This is a genomic window from Microvirga calopogonii (assembly GCF_003347665.1).
GTDB classification, from domain to species: domain Bacteria; phylum Pseudomonadota; class Alphaproteobacteria; order Rhizobiales; family Beijerinckiaceae; genus Microvirga; species Microvirga calopogonii.
The window spans coordinates 30,493-48,030 of record NZ_QDGA01000037.1; the positions used below are offsets into that span (position 1 = coordinate 30,493).

17 protein-coding genes are annotated in these 17,538 nt (G+C 63.6%); 8 read left to right on the forward strand and 9 right to left on the reverse strand.

Annotated features, from left to right (window positions below):
- Positions 1 to 295 precede the first annotated feature (295 nt).
- Complete coding sequence (locus tag DDF70_RS21855; RefSeq protein WP_114946934.1) at positions 296 to 706, forward strand: cytochrome b family protein; 411 nt, start codon at positions 296 to 298, stop codon at positions 704 to 706.
- 94 nt (positions 707 to 800) lie between these two features.
- Here the strand turns inward: DDF70_RS21855 and DDF70_RS21860 are convergent, their stop codons facing one another.
- The 4 genes from DDF70_RS21860 to argH form a co-directional block, all read right to left on the reverse strand.
- Complete coding sequence (locus tag DDF70_RS21860; RefSeq protein ID WP_114946935.1) at positions 801 to 1,847, reverse strand: AraC family transcriptional regulator; 1,047 nt, start codon at positions 1,845 to 1,847, stop codon at positions 801 to 803.
- Positions 1,848 to 2,298: 451 nt separating this feature from the next.
- Positions 2,299 to 2,565: a BQ00720 family protein gene (locus tag DDF70_RS21865; protein WP_114946936.1), complete on the reverse strand. Its 267-nt coding sequence runs from the start codon at positions 2,563 to 2,565 to the stop codon at positions 2,299 to 2,301.
- A 26-nt stretch (positions 2,566 to 2,591) separates the two neighbouring features.
- Positions 2,592 to 3,026 carry an Hsp20 family protein gene (locus tag DDF70_RS21870; protein ID WP_009763496.1) on the reverse strand — a complete coding sequence of 145 codons (435 nt, stop codon included), beginning with the start codon at positions 3,024 to 3,026 and terminating at the stop codon, positions 2,592 to 2,594.
- Between the two features lie 169 nt (positions 3,027 to 3,195).
- Complete coding sequence (argH, locus tag DDF70_RS21875; protein WP_114946937.1) at positions 3,196 to 4,560, reverse strand: argininosuccinate lyase; 1,365 nt, start codon at positions 4,558 to 4,560, stop codon at positions 3,196 to 3,198.
- 242 nt (positions 4,561 to 4,802) lie between these two features.
- Between argH and DDF70_RS21880 the strand changes: the two genes are divergently transcribed.
- From DDF70_RS21880 to DDF70_RS21905, 6 genes are all read left to right on the forward strand, one after another.
- Positions 4,803 to 6,398 carry an ABC transporter substrate-binding protein gene (locus tag DDF70_RS21880; protein WP_114946938.1) on the forward strand — a complete coding sequence of 532 codons (1,596 nt, stop codon included), beginning with the start codon at positions 4,803 to 4,805 and terminating at the stop codon, positions 6,396 to 6,398.
- A 7-nt stretch (positions 6,399 to 6,405) separates the two neighbouring features.
- A complete protein-coding gene (locus DDF70_RS21885; protein WP_114946939.1) occupies positions 6,406 to 7,461 on the forward strand; it encodes an ABC transporter permease in 1,056 nt (351 codons plus the stop codon).
- A complete protein-coding gene (locus tag DDF70_RS21890; RefSeq protein WP_114946940.1) occupies positions 7,461 to 8,393 on the forward strand; it encodes an ABC transporter permease in 933 nt (310 codons plus the stop codon). Before DDF70_RS21885 ends, DDF70_RS21890 begins: the two co-directional genes overlap by 1 nt.
- Positions 8,390 to 9,226, forward strand: coding sequence for an ABC transporter ATP-binding protein (locus tag DDF70_RS21895; RefSeq protein WP_114946941.1), 837 nt, complete (start codon positions 8,390 to 8,392; stop codon positions 9,224 to 9,226). The genes DDF70_RS21890 and DDF70_RS21895 overlap by 4 nt, the downstream gene beginning before the upstream one ends.
- A gap of 15 nt (positions 9,227 to 9,241) precedes the next feature.
- The gene (locus DDF70_RS21900; RefSeq protein WP_114946942.1) at positions 9,242 to 10,021 is read left to right on the forward strand and encodes an ABC transporter ATP-binding protein; all 780 of its coding nucleotides are present in this window, start codon (positions 9,242 to 9,244) and stop codon (positions 10,019 to 10,021) included.
- A 182-nt stretch (positions 10,022 to 10,203) separates the two neighbouring features.
- Positions 10,204 to 11,277 carry a dipeptidase gene (locus DDF70_RS21905; protein WP_114946943.1) on the forward strand — a complete coding sequence of 358 codons (1,074 nt, stop codon included), beginning with the start codon at positions 10,204 to 10,206 and terminating at the stop codon, positions 11,275 to 11,277.
- Positions 11,278 to 11,513: 236 nt separating this feature from the next.
- Here DDF70_RS21905 and DDF70_RS21910 read toward each other — a convergent pair whose 3' ends face one another.
- From DDF70_RS21910 to DDF70_RS21925, 4 genes are read right to left on the reverse strand one after another with little or no spacing between them, the layout of a single operon-like run.
- On the reverse strand, positions 11,514 to 12,353 hold the full coding sequence (locus DDF70_RS21910) for an ABC transporter permease (protein ID WP_114946944.1): 840 nt from the start codon (positions 12,351 to 12,353) through the stop codon (positions 11,514 to 11,516).
- 5 nt (positions 12,354 to 12,358) lie between these two features.
- Positions 12,359 to 13,228 carry an ABC transporter permease gene (locus DDF70_RS21915; RefSeq protein WP_170316105.1) on the reverse strand — a complete coding sequence of 290 codons (870 nt, stop codon included), beginning with the start codon at positions 13,226 to 13,228 and terminating at the stop codon, positions 12,359 to 12,361.
- Positions 13,225 to 14,325, reverse strand: coding sequence for an ABC transporter ATP-binding protein (locus DDF70_RS21920; protein ID WP_245435596.1), 1,101 nt, complete (start codon positions 14,323 to 14,325; stop codon positions 13,225 to 13,227). Before DDF70_RS21920 ends, DDF70_RS21915 begins: the two co-directional genes overlap by 4 nt.
- Before the next feature lie 51 nt (positions 14,326 to 14,376).
- Positions 14,377 to 15,450 (reverse strand): extracellular solute-binding protein, encoded by a 1,074-nt coding sequence (locus DDF70_RS21925; RefSeq protein ID WP_114946946.1) that lies wholly within the window; start codon positions 15,448 to 15,450, stop codon positions 14,377 to 14,379.
- Positions 15,451 to 15,618: 168 nt separating this feature from the next.
- Here DDF70_RS21925 and pip point away from each other — a divergent pair, with 168 nt between their 5' ends.
- Entirely contained in the window at positions 15,619 to 16,563 is a 945-nt protein-coding gene (gene pip, locus DDF70_RS21930) for a prolyl aminopeptidase (protein ID WP_114946947.1), read from the forward strand.
- 207 nt (positions 16,564 to 16,770) lie between these two features.
- Here pip and DDF70_RS21935 read toward each other — a convergent pair.
- Positions 16,771 to 17,538 (reverse strand): 3-hydroxybutyrate dehydrogenase (locus DDF70_RS21935; RefSeq protein WP_114946950.1); only part of this gene is annotated, 768 nt, incomplete at its 5' end.

Below are 17,538 nucleotides of genomic sequence, written 5' to 3' on the forward strand. Positions count from 1 at the left end.
GAAAGCCCGAAAGCAGAAGATTTCGGATTCCCGCAAGGAGCGGGTGACCCAGCGCAGCTGATCCCAATGAGAGTGGTTTCGACGGCCCGCCATCTGCGGGCCGTTCTTTTTTGCCCGATTGAACCAGCCTGCCGAGCTCGGACACGTAACCGTATTTACATTACCTTACGAAATAACATATATATTCGTTATCGTTATCGAATCACTGTTGTGATTTTCCACACATCGGACATTCTGCTCACCGGTGTAGTGGAAACAAAAGCAAACCACCCGGGAATACTTTCAGGAGGACCTCATGACTGCGTCGTCGCTCAGCTTCAAACTTGCCGTACTCTTCGTCATCGCAGGCATGGCGATGGGAATTGGCATGGCTGCGTCTCAGGATCATTCGATCATGCCCGCCCATGCACATCTGAACCTGCTCGGGTGGGTGTCACTGTTCCTCTTCGGAATCTACTACGAGCGCCGTCCCGCCCTCGATAAGAGCCGACTGGCCCTGGTCCAGGTGATCGTCTGGTCGGTCGGGACCGTCCTGCTGACCGTCGCCGTTGCGGCCCTTCACCTCGGATACATGGCTTTCGACCCGGTCGCCGCCATCGCGTCCCTGATCGTGCTCGCCGCCATGGTCCTGTTCGCCTATTTCGTCTTCAAGCCGGCCCGAGACGTCGCTTCGTCGCCGACGCCTCACCTGACGCCAGCCGAGTGATCGGAAGCCTTACGGGGCGGCAGGAGCCGCCCCGATATCCAGACTGCTTCCGCCTCGACGACGCATATGCAACGACGGTCAGCTGCAACGACGGTCAGCGCACCTTGTTGAGCGTCTGGCTTGGCGTCACGCCGAAAACGCGGCGATAAGCGATTCCGAACTCACCCACATGCCTGAAACCGCAGGCCAGGGCGACCTGCGTCACCGTCACGAGCGCGGGATCGGCCACTCGCAATGCTTCGTGCGCTCGCTGCAGCCGAACGGAACGCAGGAACATCATGGGCGTGATGTGGCGGAAGCTCTGAAACCCCGTCTGCAGGCTGCGCGCGCTCACCCCCGCCTGCGCGGCGATATCGGCCAAGGACAGCGGTTGGGCGAAATGAGCCTCGATATACGCCTCCGCCCGCCTGACATAGAACGGCACGGCCGCCGCCTGCGGCGCCAGCAAAGCCCGCGTATACTCATGCTGCTGGGACAGCAGGAAACCGGTGAGCAGCTGCTGCTCGAACTGGCGCCAGGCGGCCGGCGAGTGCCGGATGAAGGAGTACGGATCGGAGAGTTCGGCCTCCGCATAATTGAGCAGCCGCAGCCAGCTGCGGCCGGGAGCGGTGTCGAGATCGGCCTGAACATCGAAGTTGACGAAGCCGGGAATGTCGTAGCCCAGAAGCTTGGCGCAACACTCTGCAACCTTCAGGCGCTCCAAAAGGAAGACTCTGACTTCCGTCGATTGATCGAACCTCACGATTCTCTGTGGGCCGGACGGGAAGATGACACCTTTGTCCGACGAGTGAGAAAAGGTCTTGCCATTTAAGAGGAACTCTCCGGTTCCCGAAGCCGTCATGACGAAGGCCATTCTGTCGTTTGCTTCCTCGGGCTCCAGGATGACGTCAAGGTCACGCCCGATCCGCAACTGGAATATCCCGAAGGAGTCTTGGCCGCGGTATGCGAGCATTCCGTTGGCTTGATCTCCGGCCGTGGCATTCGCAAACTTCTGCGGGGAGACCTGCGCATTGAGCACATTCTCCAGCTCATCGAGCCGCTTCGTGTGGAACGTATGGTCGATGATCAGGCTGGTCGGCGGCGCATGGACCTGCAAAGCCCGGTTCTCGCCGAACATATCCCCTGGAACGACGGCAGGCATATCTCGGCTCATGGGCAGAACCGGCAGGGCAGGCGGTCGGACGCGTGATTGAACCCTCGGCGGATCGCCATCAGGAGAATGTTATGTTGAATATTTTCTACCGGGAAATCACGCCCACGATTGTGAATACAAGTCCCGAAATGTTGTTTCTCGAAACAGATGGAAGTGTTCGCGCGCTCAGCCGAGCGCAATACTTCTTGACAACCTAGAGTAGCGCCCCTCAATTCCATTTGTGCTTGCTGCCGAACCCGCCAGATCTCGCGATCATAGAAGACCGCCGGATTATCCACAAGCAATACCTACGGCTAGAAGCGTTGTACTGGTCGACACCGGGGCGCAGGAGAGCCGGGCAAGAGGCAGGCCCCCTGCCCGGCTTTACGACATCAAGGGTGGTCTTCAGGCTTCAAGCCGTGAGATCCGCATCGCCACGCCCGTACGGGGCTGCGGCGCCTTAGTGAAGGCTGACCGTCGTCAGGTCGTGCGCCCAGGCATTGGCGACTGCCGCGTCGTGGTTGTCGGTGAGCAGGATGGGCTCGCCGCTGGCGGACAGGAGCGCGAAGAGCCGCATGCCGGGCTGGAGCTTCGGCGCCTGCGGAAACAGCCTTGCGACCTCGTCGGACCCGATCGGCTTCACGTAAGCCATCTGCCCCACGCCCAGGGTTGCCAGTTCGGCAACGTCAAGGACCGGCTCGCCATTATTTCTGATTTCGAAGTTCATGGACATCTCCTTGTTTGCGGATGCCGTCACACCTTGTCCGATGCGATGATGTCGATCTTGCGGATGATCCGCTCCGGCTCGGGCCGGACGAGATCGATCGACAACAGGCCGTTGGACAGGTCTGCCCCCATGACCTCCATGCCGTCGACAAGGAGGAAGGTACGCTGGAACTGACGGGCGGCGATGCCGCGATGAAGGAAGTGCCTTGTCTTGTCGTCGGACTGACGCCCCCGGATGACGAGCTGGTTCTCCTCCAGGGTCACTTCCAGCTGGTCCCGGGTAAATCCGGCGACGGCCAGGGTGATGCGGAGGCGCTCGGGAGCGTGTTCGGTGCGAGCCAGGCGCTCGATATTATAGGGCGGATAGCCATCTCCTGCCGCTTTGGCGACACGGTCGAGCGCCTGCTCGATCTCGTCGAAGCCTAACAGGAACGGATGCCCAAAGGGCGACTGACGCGACATGTTCGAAGCCCAAGGTTGGAGGCACTTCGGTTGTTTTGAGCCCGCTCATGCGGCGCTCAAGTGGCCCCGGAAAGAGCCGCTGTCGGCAATATGGCGATGGCATCCAGGCCTATCAAGACCCTGCCAAGTCGTGCCGGGAGGGGCCAGGATCGAAGGTTAACGGGACATCTCAGACCCGCTCCCGCCACCAGGCGACCTGCTCGGCCACGCGGACGGGCGACGTTCCGCCAAAACTCGTGCGGGAACGGACGGAGTTCTCGACACCCAGCACGTCGTAGATGCCCTGGTGGATCCTCGGTTCGACGGCCTGCATGGCCTCCAGGGGAAGCTCCTCCAGGGTGCAGCCCCGCTTCTCCGCCTCCGAGACGATCCGGCCGGTGATGTGGTGGGCATCGCGGAAGGGGACGTTGAGACTGCGCACCAGCCAGTCGGCGAGGTCGGTCGCCGTGGAGAAGCCGGCGCCCGCCACGGCCGCCATGCGCTCCGGCACCGGCTCCAGGTCCTGGATCATGCCCGTCATGGCGGCGAGCACGATCTCGATCGTGTCGGCCGCGTCGAAGAGCGGCTCCTTGTCCTCCTGCGTGTCCTTCGCATAGGCGAGCGGCAGGCCCTTCATGACGGTCAGCAGGGCCACCAGCGAACCGATGACCCGGCCGCTCTTGCCGCGCACCAGCTCGGCGGCATCGGGATTGCGCTTCTGCGGCATCATGCTGGACCCGGTGGTCCAGCGGTCGGGAAGCTTCACGAAGCCGAAGGGCGCCGACATCCAGATGATGATCTCTTCCGCAAGGCGCGACAGGTGCATGGCGCAGATGGAGGCTGCCGCCATGAACTCCAGGAGGCTGTCCCGGTCGGACACGGTATCGAGCGAATTGCGGGTCGGACCGTCGAAGCCGAGCGCCCTAGCGGTCATGTGCCGGTCGATGGGGAAGGACGTACCGGCGAGCGCACCGGCGCCCAAGGGGCACTCGTTCAGGCGCTGGCGGGAATCGCGGAAGCGGCTGCGGTCGCGGCCGAACATCTCCACATAGGCCATGAGGTGGTGCCCGAAGGTCACCGGCTGGGCGCTCTGAAGGTGGGTGAAACCCGGCATCACCGTGGCGGCATGGGCCTCGGCCTTGTCGAGGAGCGCCTTGATCAGGATCGTCAGCTGCTCGTCCGTCCGGTCATGGGCCTCGCGCACCCAGAGACGGGTGTCCGTGGCGACCTGGTCGTTGCGGCTGCGGGCCGTGTGCAGGCGGGCCGCCGGATCGCCCACGATCTCGCGCAGGCGGCTTTCCACGTTCATGTGGATGTCTTCGAGCGCGGTCGAGAAGGTGAAGGAGCCGGACTCGATCTCGCCCAGGACCCGCTGCAACCCCTGATGGATCGCGTCCCGGTCGCTCTCGGCGATGATGCCTTGCTTCGCCAGCATGGCGCTGTGGGCGATGGAGCCCTGGATGTCCTGGGAAGCCAGTCGCTTGTCGAAGTCGATGGAAGCGTTGATGGCTTCCATGAGCGCGCTGGGCGAGGACGAGAAACGCCCGCCCCACATGGTGTTGGCACCTGACTTTTTGGCTTCTTCAGACACGGTCGTTCATCCGATCAAGAGGGTCCGGGTGCCTTTGCCACAAATTGCCGGTTCAGGCCACCCGGGAGGATCGCTTGCACGCCCATTAAGCACGCTGCGCAATGTTTGCCAGTTTAAAACCAGTTGCTAGACTCGACAGCGCTTGTGTGATTTGCATTCATACTGGCGCAACAACAGGCGCTCTAAGCGCTCTAAGGGAATGGCCAATGAAGCGACTTCCGAAATTCCTCCTATCCGCAGCCCTAGTTGCCACGATGGCGACCTCCTTCTCCGCCGTCATGGCGGCAACGCCGCCGGACACCCTCGTCCAGGCCTGGCAGATGGACGACATCATCTCGCTCGATCCCGCCGAGATCTTCGAGTTGAGCGCGTCCGAGATCAACGGCAACACCTATGAGCGCCTGATCACCTACGACATCAAGGATGTCTCGAAGATCTCCGGCCAAGTCGCCGAGTCCTGGACAGTCTCGCCGGACGGCAAGACCTACACGTTCAAGATCAAGCCGAACCGCAAATTTGCCTCCGGAAACCCGATCACCGCCGAAGACGTGGTCTACTCGATCCAGCGCGCCGTGGCGCTCGACAAGTCCCCGGCCTTCATCCTCGGCCAGTTCGGCCTCGACAAGAACAACGTCAAGGACAAGGTCAAGCAGACCGGTCCGCTCGAGATGACCTTCGAGGTCGACAAGCCCTACGCTCCGACGCTCGTTCTCTACTGCCTCGGCAACTCGGTTGCCTCCATCGTTGACAAGAAGCTTCTCACACAGAACGAGAAGGACGGCGACTACGGCTATAACTGGCTGAAGACCCACTATGCCGGTTCCGGCCCCTACATCATGCGCGACTGGAAGGCCAACGAGGTTCTCGTTCTGGAGCGCAACCCGAACTACGAGAAGAAGACGCCGCTTGCCCGCGTGATCTACCGCCACATCAAGGAAACGGCGAACCAGCGCCTGCTCCTCGAGAAGGGCGACATCGACGTGGCCCGCAGCCTGAATCCGGAAGAGATCACCGCCGTCTCGAACAACAAGGACATCACGGTCCAGAGCGCTCCCAAGGGCACGATCTATTATCTCGGCCTGAACCAGAAGAACCCGAATCTGGCGAAGCCTGAGGTTCGCCAGGCCCTGAAATGGCTCGTGGACTATCAGGCGATCGCCGACACGATCATGAAGTACAAGGGCGACGTTCATCAGAACTTCCTGCCCAAGGGCTTCCTCGGCGCAGAGACCAACAATCCCTACAAGCTCGACGTCGCCAAGGCGAAGGAACTACTCGCCAAGGCCGGCCTGAAGGACGGCTTCTCGGTCACCATGGACACCCGCTCCACGCCCGAGATCATGGGCGTCGCCCAGGCCATGCAGGCCACCTTCGCGCAGGCCGGCATCAAGCTAGAGATCCTGCCGATGGATTCGAAGCAGGCCCTGACCAAGTACCGCGCCCGCCAGCAGGACATCTATATCGGCAACTGGGGCTCGGACTATCAGGACCCGAACTCCAACGCCGACACCTTCGCGGCGAACGACGACAACTCGGATAACGCCAAGGCGAAGCCGCTGGCATGGCGCAATGCCTGGGATCCGGGCCCGCTGACCGCCAAGACCCGCGCGGCCGTGATGGAGCGTGACGCCGAGAAGCGTGCACAGATGTACAAGGAGCTGCAGAAGGCGGTTCTCGACGACGGTCCGTTCGTGATCTTCCTGCAGCAGACTGAAGTCGCGGCCGTGCGCAAGAACGTGGACAACTTCGTTCTCGGCCCGTCCTTCAGCGACAACGACATCTCGCAGGCGAAGAAGAACTAAACCTGCAATGGCATCATCGATCGCAACCGGAGGCGGAGGGCACGATGCCCTCCGCTTCTACCTTACAAAGACCGCTCAATTCATCCTTGTGCTGGCGACGACCCTGCTCGGGCTCATTGCCGTCACCTTTTTCATCGGCCGCGTCGTTCCCATCGATCCCGTCATCGCCATCGTCGGCGACAGGGCTCCGCCGCAGGTTTATGCCCGCGTGCGTCAGGAACTCGGCCTCGATCTGCCGCTCATCGAGCAGTTCTGGATCTACCTGAAGAAAGCCGTCGTCGGCGATTTCGGCAATTCGGTTCTCACCACGAATCCCGTGATGACCGATATCAAGAACGCCTTTCCGGCGACCTTCGAGCTCGCGACGCTCGGCACGCTCATCGGCACCCTCATCGGCATCCCGCTCGGTGTTCTGGCGGCCGTGAAGCGCGGCAGCCTTCTCGATCAGGTCGTCCGTTTCATCGGCCTTGCCGGCTATTCCATTCCGATCTTCTGGCTTGGCCTCATGAGCCTGCTGCTGTTCTACGCCAAGCTCGGCTGGGTTCCGGGACCGGGCCGCATCGACGTGGCCTATTCCTATCTCTACACGCCGGTCACCAACATCGTGCTGCTCGACACGGCGATGCAGGGCCAATGGGATGCGTTCTGGGATGCGGCCTCGCACATCGTCCTGCCGGCCTGTCTGCTCGGCTATTTCTCCCTCGCCTATATCAGCCGCATGACGCGCTCGTTCATGCTGAATGAGCTGGCGCAGGAATACGTGATCGCCGCGCGCGTCAAAGGTCTGTCCGAAATGCGCGTGATCTGGCGTCATGCCCTGCGCAACGCGGCCGTTCCCCTCATCACGGTGATCGCCCTATCCTATGCCAACCTGCTCGAAGGCTCCGTGCTCACCGAGACGGTCTTCGCATGGCCGGGCCTCGGCCAGTACATTACCAACTCCCTGCAGAATGCGGACATGAACGCGGTGCTGGGTGGAACGCTGGTGATCGGCACCGCCTTCGTGGTGCTCAATCTCATCTCCGACCTGCTCTACCGTCTGCTCGATCCGAGGACCCGCTGATGGCCGGCTCCCCTGCTCTTTCCCAACCGACCGGCTGGCGGGCCTGGCTGCTCTCGCCGGAGCCGCATTCCCGCTGGCAGGCCCGCCTCGGCCGTTTCTATCTCGGCTGGCGCTCGTTCACCAAGAATCCGCTTGCGGTGGTCGGTCTTGCCATCGTGCTTCTGCTCATCCTCGTGGCGCTCTTCGCGGATTTCATCGCGCCCTATTCGCCGATCGTCGGCGGCGACCTGCGCACCCAGCGCCTCCTGCCCCCGAGCGAGACCTTCTGGCTCGGCACGGACGACCAGGCGCGGGACATTTTCTCGCGCATCATCTACGGCTCCCGCATCACCCTGTTCGTCGTGGTGCTGGTGTCGATCATCGCCACTCCCATCGGCCTCCTGGTCGGCACGGTCTCGGGATATCTCGGCGGCTGGGTGGACACGGTGCTGATGCGCATCACCGACATCTTCCTCGCCTTCCCGCGCCTCGTCCTGGCGCTCGCCTTCGTGGCGGCCCTCGGGCCGGGCATCGAGAACGCCGTCATCGCGATCGCCATCACGTCCTGGCCACCCTACGCACGCATCGCCCGCGCCGAAACCCTGATGATCCGCAACAGCGACTTCATCGCCGCCGTGAAGCTGCAGGGTGCTTCGACGCCGCGCATCATCCTGGGCCATGTGGTGCCACTCTGCCTGTCCTCCGTCATCGTCCGTGTGACGCTCGACATGGCCGGCATCATCCTCACCGCCGCGGGCCTCGGTTTCCTCGGCCTCGGCGCGCAGCCGCCGTCCCCCGAATGGGGCGCAATGGTCGCCACGGGCCGCAACTATCTCATCGACCAATGGTGGGTCGCCGCCATGCCGGGTCTGGCCATCTTCGTGGTGAGCCTCGGCTTCAACCTGCTGGGCGACGGCCTGCGTGACGTTCTCGATCCGAAGGCAGCCAAATGACCAAGCCGCTTCTCGACGTCGAAGACCTGCGCGTCCGCTTCCATCTGCGCACCGGCACCGTGGACGCGGTGCGCGGCGTGACCTTCCAGCTCGGCCGCGAGCGCCTCGGCATCGTGGGCGAGTCCGGTTCCGGCAAGTCGCAGACGGGGCGCGCCATCCTCGGTCTCACCCCTCCTCCGGGCGAAGTGACGGCCAAGCGCCTTGCCTTCGACGGGATCGATCTGCAGACCGCCTCGAAGCGTACCCTGCGCCAATTGCGCGGCGGGCGCATCAGCATGGTGATGCAGGATCCGAAATACTCGCTGAACCCGGTCATGACCATCGGCGAGCAGATCATCGAGGCCTATCAGGCCCACGCCAAGGCCGGCCGCGGGGAAGCCCGCGACAAGGCGCTCGCCATGCTGGAGGCGGTGAAGATGCGCGATCCGGCCCGTATCTTCTCGCTCTACCCGCACGAGGTGTCGGGCGGCATGGGACAACGCGCCATGATCGCCATGATGCTCGTGACCGATCCCGACCTGCTCATCGCCGACGAGCCGACATCGGCCCTCGACGTGACCGTGTCGATGGAGGTCCTGCGTATCCTCGACGAGCTCGTCACCGAGCGCGGCATGGGGCTCATCTTCATCTCGCACGACCTCAAGCTCGTCTCCTCCTTCTGCGACCGGGTGCTGGTGATGTATGCCGGGCGCGTGGTCGAGGAGCTGGAGGCGAAGAACCTGCGCGAGGCGAAGCATCCCTATACCCAGGGGCTCATGCGCTGCCTGCCGACGCTCGCCGACGACGTCCGTCCGCTTCCCACCCTGAACCGCGACCCCGCCTGGGCGCTGTGACAGGTGAAAGATCCGATGCTCGATATTCAGAATCTTCAAGTCGTCTTCGGCACCGGTCGCCTCAGGGTCGATGCGGTCAAGGACGTGAACTTCCACGTGGAGCCCGGCGAGGCCTACGGGCTCGTCGGCGAATCCGGCTCCGGCAAGTCGACGGTGCTGCGCGCCATTTGCGGCCTGGCGCCGATCACGCGCGGGCGCGTCCTCGTCGAGGGCAAGGAAGTCACCACGCCGCGCTCGAAAGCCTTCTACCGCACAATGCAGATGGTCTTCCAGGACCCCTATGCCTCGCTCCATCCGCGCCACACGGTCGACCGCACCCTGTCCGAGCCGCTCGCGATCCACGGCGAGAAGGACGTGGAGACGCGAATCCTTCAAGCCCTGCGCGAGGTAGGCCTTGGCCCCTCCTTCCGCTTCCGCTACCCGCACCAGCTCTCGGGCGGCCAGCGCCAGCGCATCGCCATCGCCCGCGCGCTGATCCTGCGCCCGAAGGTTCTGCTGCTCGACGAGCCGACCTCGGCGCTCGACGCGTCCGTGCAGGCGGAAATCCTGAACCTGCTCGACGACCTGCGCCGCAAGATGGGGCTGACTTATATCCTGGTGAGCCACGACCTCGCCGTCGTCGCGCATCTGTGCGAGCGGCTCCTGGTCATGCGCCACGGCGAAGCCGTCGAGGAAACCACCTCCGCGGCACTGCGCACAGGCGCGGCCTCCAACGAGTATACCCGATCCCTGATCCAGGCGAGCCAGGGCTTTACGAGGAAAGAGAAACAGCCGACCCGGTCTCTGGCCGGCTAGAGCATCGGACGAGCCCGGAGGGCCGCAGTGAACGATGCGCCAGTCAAAGAGAGGAGCATTTTTCGGCGAAGCATCTCCGGTTTGCCAGAAAATGCGACGAGGCAAAGAAGGGAGCTGCTTCCACGTCAACGGAAACAGCTCTAAACCTGATTTTTTCAATTCCAACCGCTTGGCACGAAACCATGTCCTCCTCTTCCCCGATGCCCATCTTCGACGGCCATAACGACGTCCTTCTCCGCCTGATGCGCGGCAAGCTCCAGCCGGAGAAGGCATTCCTGGAAGGCGACAATATCGGGCATCTCGATTGGCCGCGCATGAAGCAGGGCGGCCTCATGGGCGGGTTCTTCGCCGTCTACGTGCCGTCGGACAGCGACAGCGTCGGTATCGATGTGGACGCGCTGATGACGCAGTCGCGCTATGACGTACCCCTGCCGTCGCAACTGGCGCTCGCGACGAGCCAGCAGGTCACCGTTCACATGGCCTCGCTCCTCATCCGCATCGAGCGTGCCTCGAAGGGCGAGGTGAAGATCTGCCGCACGGCCGCCGATATCCGCCAGTGCCTCGACAACGGCCGACTCGCGACCATCCTGCATATCGAGGGCGCCGAGGGCATCGACCCCGACCTGCACATGCTGGACGTGCTCTACGAGAGCGGCCTGCGCTCCATCGGCCCTGTCTGGAGCCGCCCGAACATCTTCGGCCACGGCGTGCCGTTCCGCTATCCCTCGACGCCGGACACCGGCCCCGGCCTGACGGATCGCGGCATCGATCTGGTGCGCGCCTGCAACCGCCTGAAGATCATGATCGACCTCTCGCACCTCAACGAGAAGGGGTTCTGGGACGTGGCGCGCCTCTCCGACGCGCCGCTCGTCGCCACCCATTCCAACGCGTGGGAGATCTGCCAGCACTCGCGCAACCTGACCGACAAGCAGCTCGCGGCCATCCGCGAGAGCCGCGGCATGGTCGGCGTGAACTTCGCCACCTCGTTCATCCGCCCGGACGGACAGCGCAACGACGACACGCCGCTGGAGGAGATGATCCGTCACATGGATCACCTGATCAAGCATGTGGGCGTAGACGGCGTCGGCCTCGGCTCCGATTTCGACGGCGCCACCATCCCGGCCGAGATCGGCGATGCCCGCGGCCTGCCCCGCCTCGTCGACGCCATGCGCCGCCACGGCTACGACGAAGCGACCCTGCGCAAGCTCTGCCATGAGAATTGGGTGAACGTCCTGGAGCGCACCTGGGGGCAGTGAGCTTTCCGGGATTGCCGGCTCTCCTCCATATCATTCCCGGCTGGAGTGTGAGCGGAGGGGAAGGGAATCTGCTCACACGCTCCGCACTATGGATCCCCTTCCCGCACTTCGTGCGCCGGGGATCACACCCACCACGTCATGGCCGGCCTTGTGCCGGCCATCCCGATAAGAAAAGGCACGGCGCCTTATAGAAGCGAGATCACCGGCACGAGGCCGGTGATGACGTGGCGTGAAAGCTAACGCTCCGCCTTCGACGTGAGCGCGAAAATGCTCGCGATCCCACCGACGCCCAGCATCAGAAGAAGGCTCACCGCATTGATCGCCGGGGTCGCGCCCTCGCGCATCTGACCGTACATGGTGATCGGCAGCGGCGCGTCGGAGCCGACGAGCATCAGGGTCGTGTTGAAATTCTCGAACGACATGAGCAGAGCCACGAGTCCGGCACCGATGAGCGCAGGACTTAAGAAAGGCAGCGTGACGGTGCGCAGCACGCGCAGCCGGCTCGCGCCGAGGTCGAAGGCCGCTTCCTCCAGCGAACGATCGAACTTGCGCAGCCGCGCGGCGATGATGAGGGTCGAGATCGTGAGGATGAAGGACAGCTGTCCCAGGATCACGAGGGTCAGTCCAGGCCGCAGGAAGTCGAGATCGGTCTGAAGCCACTCCTCGAGCCCGTTCGCCAGCCGTGAGAAGAAGGCGAGGATCGAGATGCCGAGCACCACGCCGGGGATGACGAGCGGCCAGAGCATCATCATGGCCAGGAAGGTCTTGCCGCGGAATTCGGCCCGCTCCAGCACCCAGGCATTGACCGTGCCGAGGAGAACGGCCAGCAACGCCACGGGTACAGCGACCTTGAAGCTGTTGCCGATGCTGCTCAACCAGATCGGATCCGCCAGCACGCCGGGCTTGCCGAAAACGGCGCCCATGCCGGTGAACCATTCGAGCGTGAAGCCACGCCAAGGCGGCGATGGGAACGGGCTCGCGTTGAACGCGAAGATCGCCACGATGAGCAGCGGCGCGAACAGGAAGACGTAGAACGCCGCGATGTAGAGTTTCCAGGCGATGGACGGGCGGTTCATGGTCTTCAGGCCTGTTTCAGGGTGGTGCCAAGGCTCTGGCCGGTGAGGCGCAGGCCCAGCCACACGATGGCCGAGGAGAGCAGCAGAAGCAGCATGCCGAAGGCCGCGCCCTGAGGCCAGTTGAAGCGCGTGATGAACTGCGCGTAGATCTGCTCGGTGAACCACAGGCCGTTCTTGCCGCCGAGCAGCACGGGCGTGGCGAAATTGCCGACGGTCAGCATGAACACAATGATCGAGCCCGCGACGATGCCCGGCATCGCATGGGGAATGACGATCCGGCGCAGAACCGTCCAGCGGCTGCCGCCGAGATCGAAGCCCGCCTCGACCACGGATGGCTCCAGGCTTTCCAGCGCGTTGGCCAATGGCACGATCATGAACAGAAGGCCGCCATAGACGAGACCCAGGATCACCGCGCCGTCGTTGTAGAGAAGCTCCACCGGCTGGTCGGCAAGACCGATCGCCCTCAGCACGTAGGAGATCACGCCCGTTTCGCGCAGCAGCATCATCCAGCCGAGCGTGCGCACGAGTTCCGACACCCAGAACGGCAAGAGGCAGAGGAGCAGCAGCATCGCCTTCACGCGGCCCTGAGCCACGCGGGCGATGTAGAGCGCGATGGGGAAGGCGAGCACGAGGGTCAGTGCTGTCACCAGGATCGACATGAAGGCCGTGCGCGCGAAGGTGCGCCAGTAGAGCGGTTCGGTGAAGAACTCGAGATAACTGCCGAACCCGAAGGCATAGACCCGCGGCGCCACGCGCTCGCTGAAGGAGAGGACGAGGATCTCCACATGCGGCAGCACGATGAGAAGCCCGAGCCACAGGATCGCGGGAGCGAGCAGCAGAAAGAGCGTGAGGCGCGATGCCTGTTTCGTCATCATGCGGCGAAGACCTTCATGGCGTCCGCCGTCCAGCCCACGTGGATCGGCGCGCCGACCTCGATGCCGGCAAGCGGCCCAGCCTGGGGCAGCACGGCGCGCACCGGCTGCTCGAAGCCTGCCGTGTCGATCAGCAGGCTCGAAGCGGCGCCGTCGAAGAGCACAGCCGAGACGCGGCCCGCGAAGCGGTTGGGCAGGTTGCCCAAGGACGAGGGATCCTGCGCGAGCGCCACGGCCTCGGGCCGCACGAAGGCAAGCGCCCCTTGGGCCGCCGCGCTCCCCTGCCCCTGCACGACAGCCCCCGATGGCAGGCGGACGGCGATGGCGCCATTGGAAGAAGCTGCCGCCTGTCCCTGCCAGCGATTCGTCTCACCAACGAAGCTTGCGACGAAGGGTGTGGCCGGGTTGTGATAAAGCTCGCGCGGGCTTCCAACCTGCTCGAACTTGCCCTGGTTCATCACGGCGATGCGGTCGGACATGACGAGCGCTTCGGACTGGTCGTGCGTGATGTACACGAAGGTGGTGTTGAAGGTGCCCTGCAGCTGCTTCAGCTCGATTTTCATGTGCTCGCGCAGCTTCAGGTCCAGCGCACCAAGCGGCTCGTCGAGGAGCACGAGCGTGGGCTCCAGCACGAGGCAGCGGGCGATGGCGACGCGCTGGCGCTGGCCACCGGACAAGGCCGTCACGCGGCGCTCGCCGAAACCCTTGAGGCCGACGCGCTCCAGCATCCGGTTGGCGCGCTCCTCCGCCTCCGCCCGGGACACGCCGCGGCAGGTGAGCCCATAGGCTACGTTCTCGCCCACGCTCATCATGGGAAAGAGCGCGAGGCTCTGGAATACCATGTTGACGGGGCGCTTGTTGGCCGGAACGCCGATCATCGATTGCCCGCGAATGCGGATGTCGCCCGAGGTCGGATGCTCGAACCCGGCGATCATGCGCATCAGGGTGGTCTTGCCGCAGCCGGAGGGGCCGAGGATCGAGAAGAACTCGCCGGGAGCGACGCTGAAGGTCACGTCATCGACGGCCGCATGGCTGCCGAAACGCTTGGTGACGTTGACGATGTCGAGATCGGTGGAATGGGCCATGACGCTGCCACGCAAAAAGTCATCCCCCAGACCAGCTGGGGGATGATGATACAACACATTGGGCTTTTACGAACCGGCCTTCAGACGGTCGAGGACCTTGCCCTCGATCTCCTCGATGCCGGCCGGCACGGCCGGATACCACTTGATGTTGTCGATGGCGGCCTTCGGGAAGCTCTCGGCGAACTGGTCCTTCAGCTTGCCCTGCATGAGCTTGTCGGCGCCGTTCGAGGCCGTGAAGTTGCCTGCCGACGCTGCGACCTTCGCGGCGATTTCGGGCTTCATGTTGAAGTTGATCCACTTGTAGGCGGCATCGTCATTGCGGCCCTTGGCGGGAATCGCGAAGGTGTCGACCCAGCCCAGCGCGCCCGACTTCGGCGCAATGAACTTGATGTCGGGGTTCTCGGAGTTGAGCTTCCAGCCGCCCGTGTCCCAGGCCATGGCCGCCACCACTTCGCCGGAGCGCAAGGCGTTGAGGAGCTGGTCCTTGCCGTCCCAGAAGAACTTCACGTTCTTCTTGCACTCCGCGAGCTTGGCGCCGACCTTGTCCATCATGGCCGCATAGGCCTTGGCGTCGCCGTAGGACGCAAAGGGATCCATGCCGTTGGCGAAGGCAAAGGCGATGAGCGCGGGACGCTTGGCGCGGAAGCTGGCCTTGCCGGCAATCGCGGCATCGCAAAGGTCGTTGTAGTCGGCGACTTTCGGGGCCGCCTTGGTGTTCACGATCAGGCCGTCGGTGCCCCAGATGTGGGGTACGCCATAGACCTTGCCGCCGACCGTGGTGTTCTTCTTGGTCGCTTCCAGCATGGAGGCGATGAATTGATCGGACTTGAGCTTCGAGAGGTCGAGCGGCTTGTAGATGCCGAACTCCGCCTGCGGGCCGGCGATGCGATCCTGACTCGGCTGAACGAGGTCGAAGCCTGCGCCCTGCGTGGCGCGCAGCTTGGAGATCATCTCCTCGTTGTTCGAGAGAGTAACCTCGACTTCGATCCCGGTTTCCTTCGTGAACTGGTCAATCACGTCCTTCGGAGCGTAATCGGCCCAGGTCAGAAGCCGTAGCTTCTCGGCGGCATGCGCCGATCCGACGACCATGAGAGCAGCGAGGGCCGTAGCCAGCTTCAGGCTGGCGCGTTTGGTCAACATCTTCATCCTCCAATGTGGCTGGGCTTTTACCCATGTTCCCCAGTTGCAAAACTATATGACAGTTGAACGACGCGCTAGTGGGTTCGAAGCCGGCTCAACAATTGTCGGATGGCTGACAGCCCTGCCCTGTCTCGCTATGGATAGGCTTCCCTTGATGGAGCTCTCGCAATGCGCACCTTCTACCCCGAAATAGAACCCTACGATCACGGCATGCTCGACGTCGGCGACGGTCATTGGGTCTATTGGGAGATGTGCGGCAACCCGCAGGGGAAACCTGTGGTCTTCCTTCATGGCGGCCCGGGCGGCGGCTGCACGCCGACTCAGCGCCGACTGTTCGATCCGGAGAAGTACCGCATCCTGCTCTTCGACCAGCGCGGCTGCGGGCGCTCGACGCCCTATGCGAGCCTCGAGGCCAACACCACCTGGCATCTCGTGGCCGATATCGAGCGCCTGCGCATCATGATGGGTGTGGACAAGTGGATGGTGTTCGGCGGCTCCTGGGGCTCGACGCTCGCCCTTGCCTATGCGGAAACGCATCCGGAGCGCGTGACCGAGTTGGTGCTGCGCGGGATCTTCACTCTCCGCCGCTCGGAGCTGCTCTGGTATTACCAGGAAGGCGCGTCCTGGATCTTCCCTGACAAGTGGGAAGGCTTCCTCGCTCCGATCCCGGAGGAGGAGCGCGGCGACCTGATGGCGGCCTACCGCAAGCGCCTGGTCGATCCCGATCCTGCGGTCCAAGCGAAGGCGGCGAGGGCTTGGAGCCTGTGGGAGGGCGAGACGATCACGCTCCTGCACAACCAGGAATACAGCAACCAGTTCGGCGACGAGCATTACGCCATCGCCTTCGCCCGGATCGAGAACCACTATTTCGTCAATGAGGGCTGGTTCGAGGAGGGCCAGCTCATCCGCAACGCCCATCGCCTGAAGGACATCCCCGGCGTGATCATCCAGGGCCGCTACGACATCGCCACGCCGCCGAAGACGGCCTGGGAGCTGCACAAGGCTTGGCCCGAGGCGAAGTTCATCATGGTGCCGGATGCGGGCCATGCCGTGAGCGAGCCGGGCATCACGCATCATCTCATCGAGGCGACGGACGCGTTTGCGCGCGGGTGATGTTTGTCCAGGCAGCTCTCTGGGACAGCGTAAGTGTATCGGAGATTGCTTCCATAGCCCCACACGTCATGGCCGGGCTCGGCTCGGCCGTCTCGATTGAAAAGCGCTGCGCTTCAATCGATCGAGATCACCGGCACAAGGCCGGTGATGACGTGCCAGGGAGACATTCCGGATGGCATATGTCGATCTAGGATGAGGGTTGGTGCTTCACTTCGCGGTCCAGCCGCCATCCATCGAGATGTTCGCGCCCGAGATCTGGCTCGCCGCGTCCGAGCACAGGAACACGGCCAGCGCCGCGACCTGATCGACGGTCACGAACTGCTTGGTGGGCTGCGCCTCCAGCAGCACGTCGTTGATCACCTGCTCCTTGGTCAGCCCGCGCGCCTTCATGGTGTCGGGGATCTGCTTTTCGACCAGCGGCGTCCAGACATAGCCGGGGCTGATGCAGTTGACCGTGATCCCGTCGGTCGCCACCTCGAGCGCCACCGTCTTGGTGAGGCCGGCGATGCCGTGCTTGGCCGCCACATAGGCCGACTTGAACGGCGAGGCCACGAGCGAATGGGCCGAGGCCGTGTTGATGATGCGGCCCCATTGGCGCGCCTTCATGCCCGGCACCGCGGCGCGGATCGCGTGGAACGCGGACGACAGGTTGATGGCGATGATCTGGTCCCATTTCTCGACCGGGAAGTTCTCCACCGGCGAGACGAACTGGATGCCCGCGTTGTTGACGAGGATGTCGACGCCCCCGAAGGTGCGCTCGGCCAGGCGGATCATCTCCTCGATCTCGTGCGGCTTCGACATGTCGGCCGGCGAATGGATCGCCTTGACGCCGAACTCGCTCTCGATGGCGGCACGCTCCTTCTCGATGGCGTCCGCATCGCCGAAGCCGTTGATGACCACATTGGCGCCCTCCTTGGCGAGAGCGCGGGCGATGGCGAGGCCGATGCCGCTGGTCGAGCCTGTCACGACAGCAGT

What these genes read in the sequence shown, in the direction of transcription:
- DDF70_RS21915 (WP_170316105.1), bottom strand. Translation starts at nt 13,228, where the DNA reads ATGATGACGAAACAGGCATCGCGCCTCACGCTCTTTCTGCTGCTCGCT.
- DDF70_RS21860 (WP_114946935.1), bottom strand. Translation starts at nt 1,847, where the DNA reads ATGCCTGCCGTCGTTCCAGGGGATATGTTCGGCGAGAACCGGGCTTTG.
- DDF70_RS21925 (WP_114946946.1), bottom strand. Translation starts at nt 15,450, where the DNA reads ATGTTGACCAAACGCGCCAGCCTGAAGCTGGCTACGGCCCTCGCTGCT.
- DDF70_RS21895 (WP_114946941.1), top strand. Translation starts at nt 8,390, where the DNA reads ATGACCAAGCCGCTTCTCGACGTCGAAGACCTGCGCGTCCGCTTCCAT.
- DDF70_RS21890 (WP_114946940.1), top strand. Translation starts at nt 7,461, where the DNA reads ATGGCCGGCTCCCCTGCTCTTTCCCAACCGACCGGCTGGCGGGCCTGG.
- DDF70_RS21870 (WP_009763496.1), bottom strand. Translation starts at nt 3,026, where the DNA reads ATGTCGCGTCAGTCGCCCTTTGGGCATCCGTTCCTGTTAGGCTTCGAC.
- DDF70_RS21865 (WP_114946936.1), bottom strand. Translation starts at nt 2,565, where the DNA reads ATGAACTTCGAAATCAGAAATAATGGCGAGCCGGTCCTTGACGTTGCC.
- DDF70_RS21900 (WP_114946942.1), top strand. Translation starts at nt 9,242, where the DNA reads ATGCTCGATATTCAGAATCTTCAAGTCGTCTTCGGCACCGGTCGCCTC.
- DDF70_RS21910 (WP_114946944.1), bottom strand. Translation starts at nt 12,353, where the DNA reads ATGAACCGCCCGTCCATCGCCTGGAAACTCTACATCGCGGCGTTCTAC.
- DDF70_RS21885 (WP_114946939.1), top strand. Translation starts at nt 6,406, where the DNA reads ATGGCATCATCGATCGCAACCGGAGGCGGAGGGCACGATGCCCTCCGC.
- DDF70_RS21880 (WP_114946938.1), top strand. Translation starts at nt 4,803, where the DNA reads ATGAAGCGACTTCCGAAATTCCTCCTATCCGCAGCCCTAGTTGCCACG.
- pip (WP_114946947.1), top strand. Translation starts at nt 15,619, where the DNA reads ATGCGCACCTTCTACCCCGAAATAGAACCCTACGATCACGGCATGCTC.
- DDF70_RS21855 (WP_114946934.1), top strand. Translation starts at nt 296, where the DNA reads ATGACTGCGTCGTCGCTCAGCTTCAAACTTGCCGTACTCTTCGTCATC.
- argH (WP_114946937.1), bottom strand. Translation starts at nt 4,560, where the DNA reads ATGTGGGGCGGGCGTTTCTCGTCCTCGCCCAGCGCGCTCATGGAAGCC.
- DDF70_RS21905 (WP_114946943.1), top strand. Translation starts at nt 10,204, where the DNA reads ATGTCCTCCTCTTCCCCGATGCCCATCTTCGACGGCCATAACGACGTC.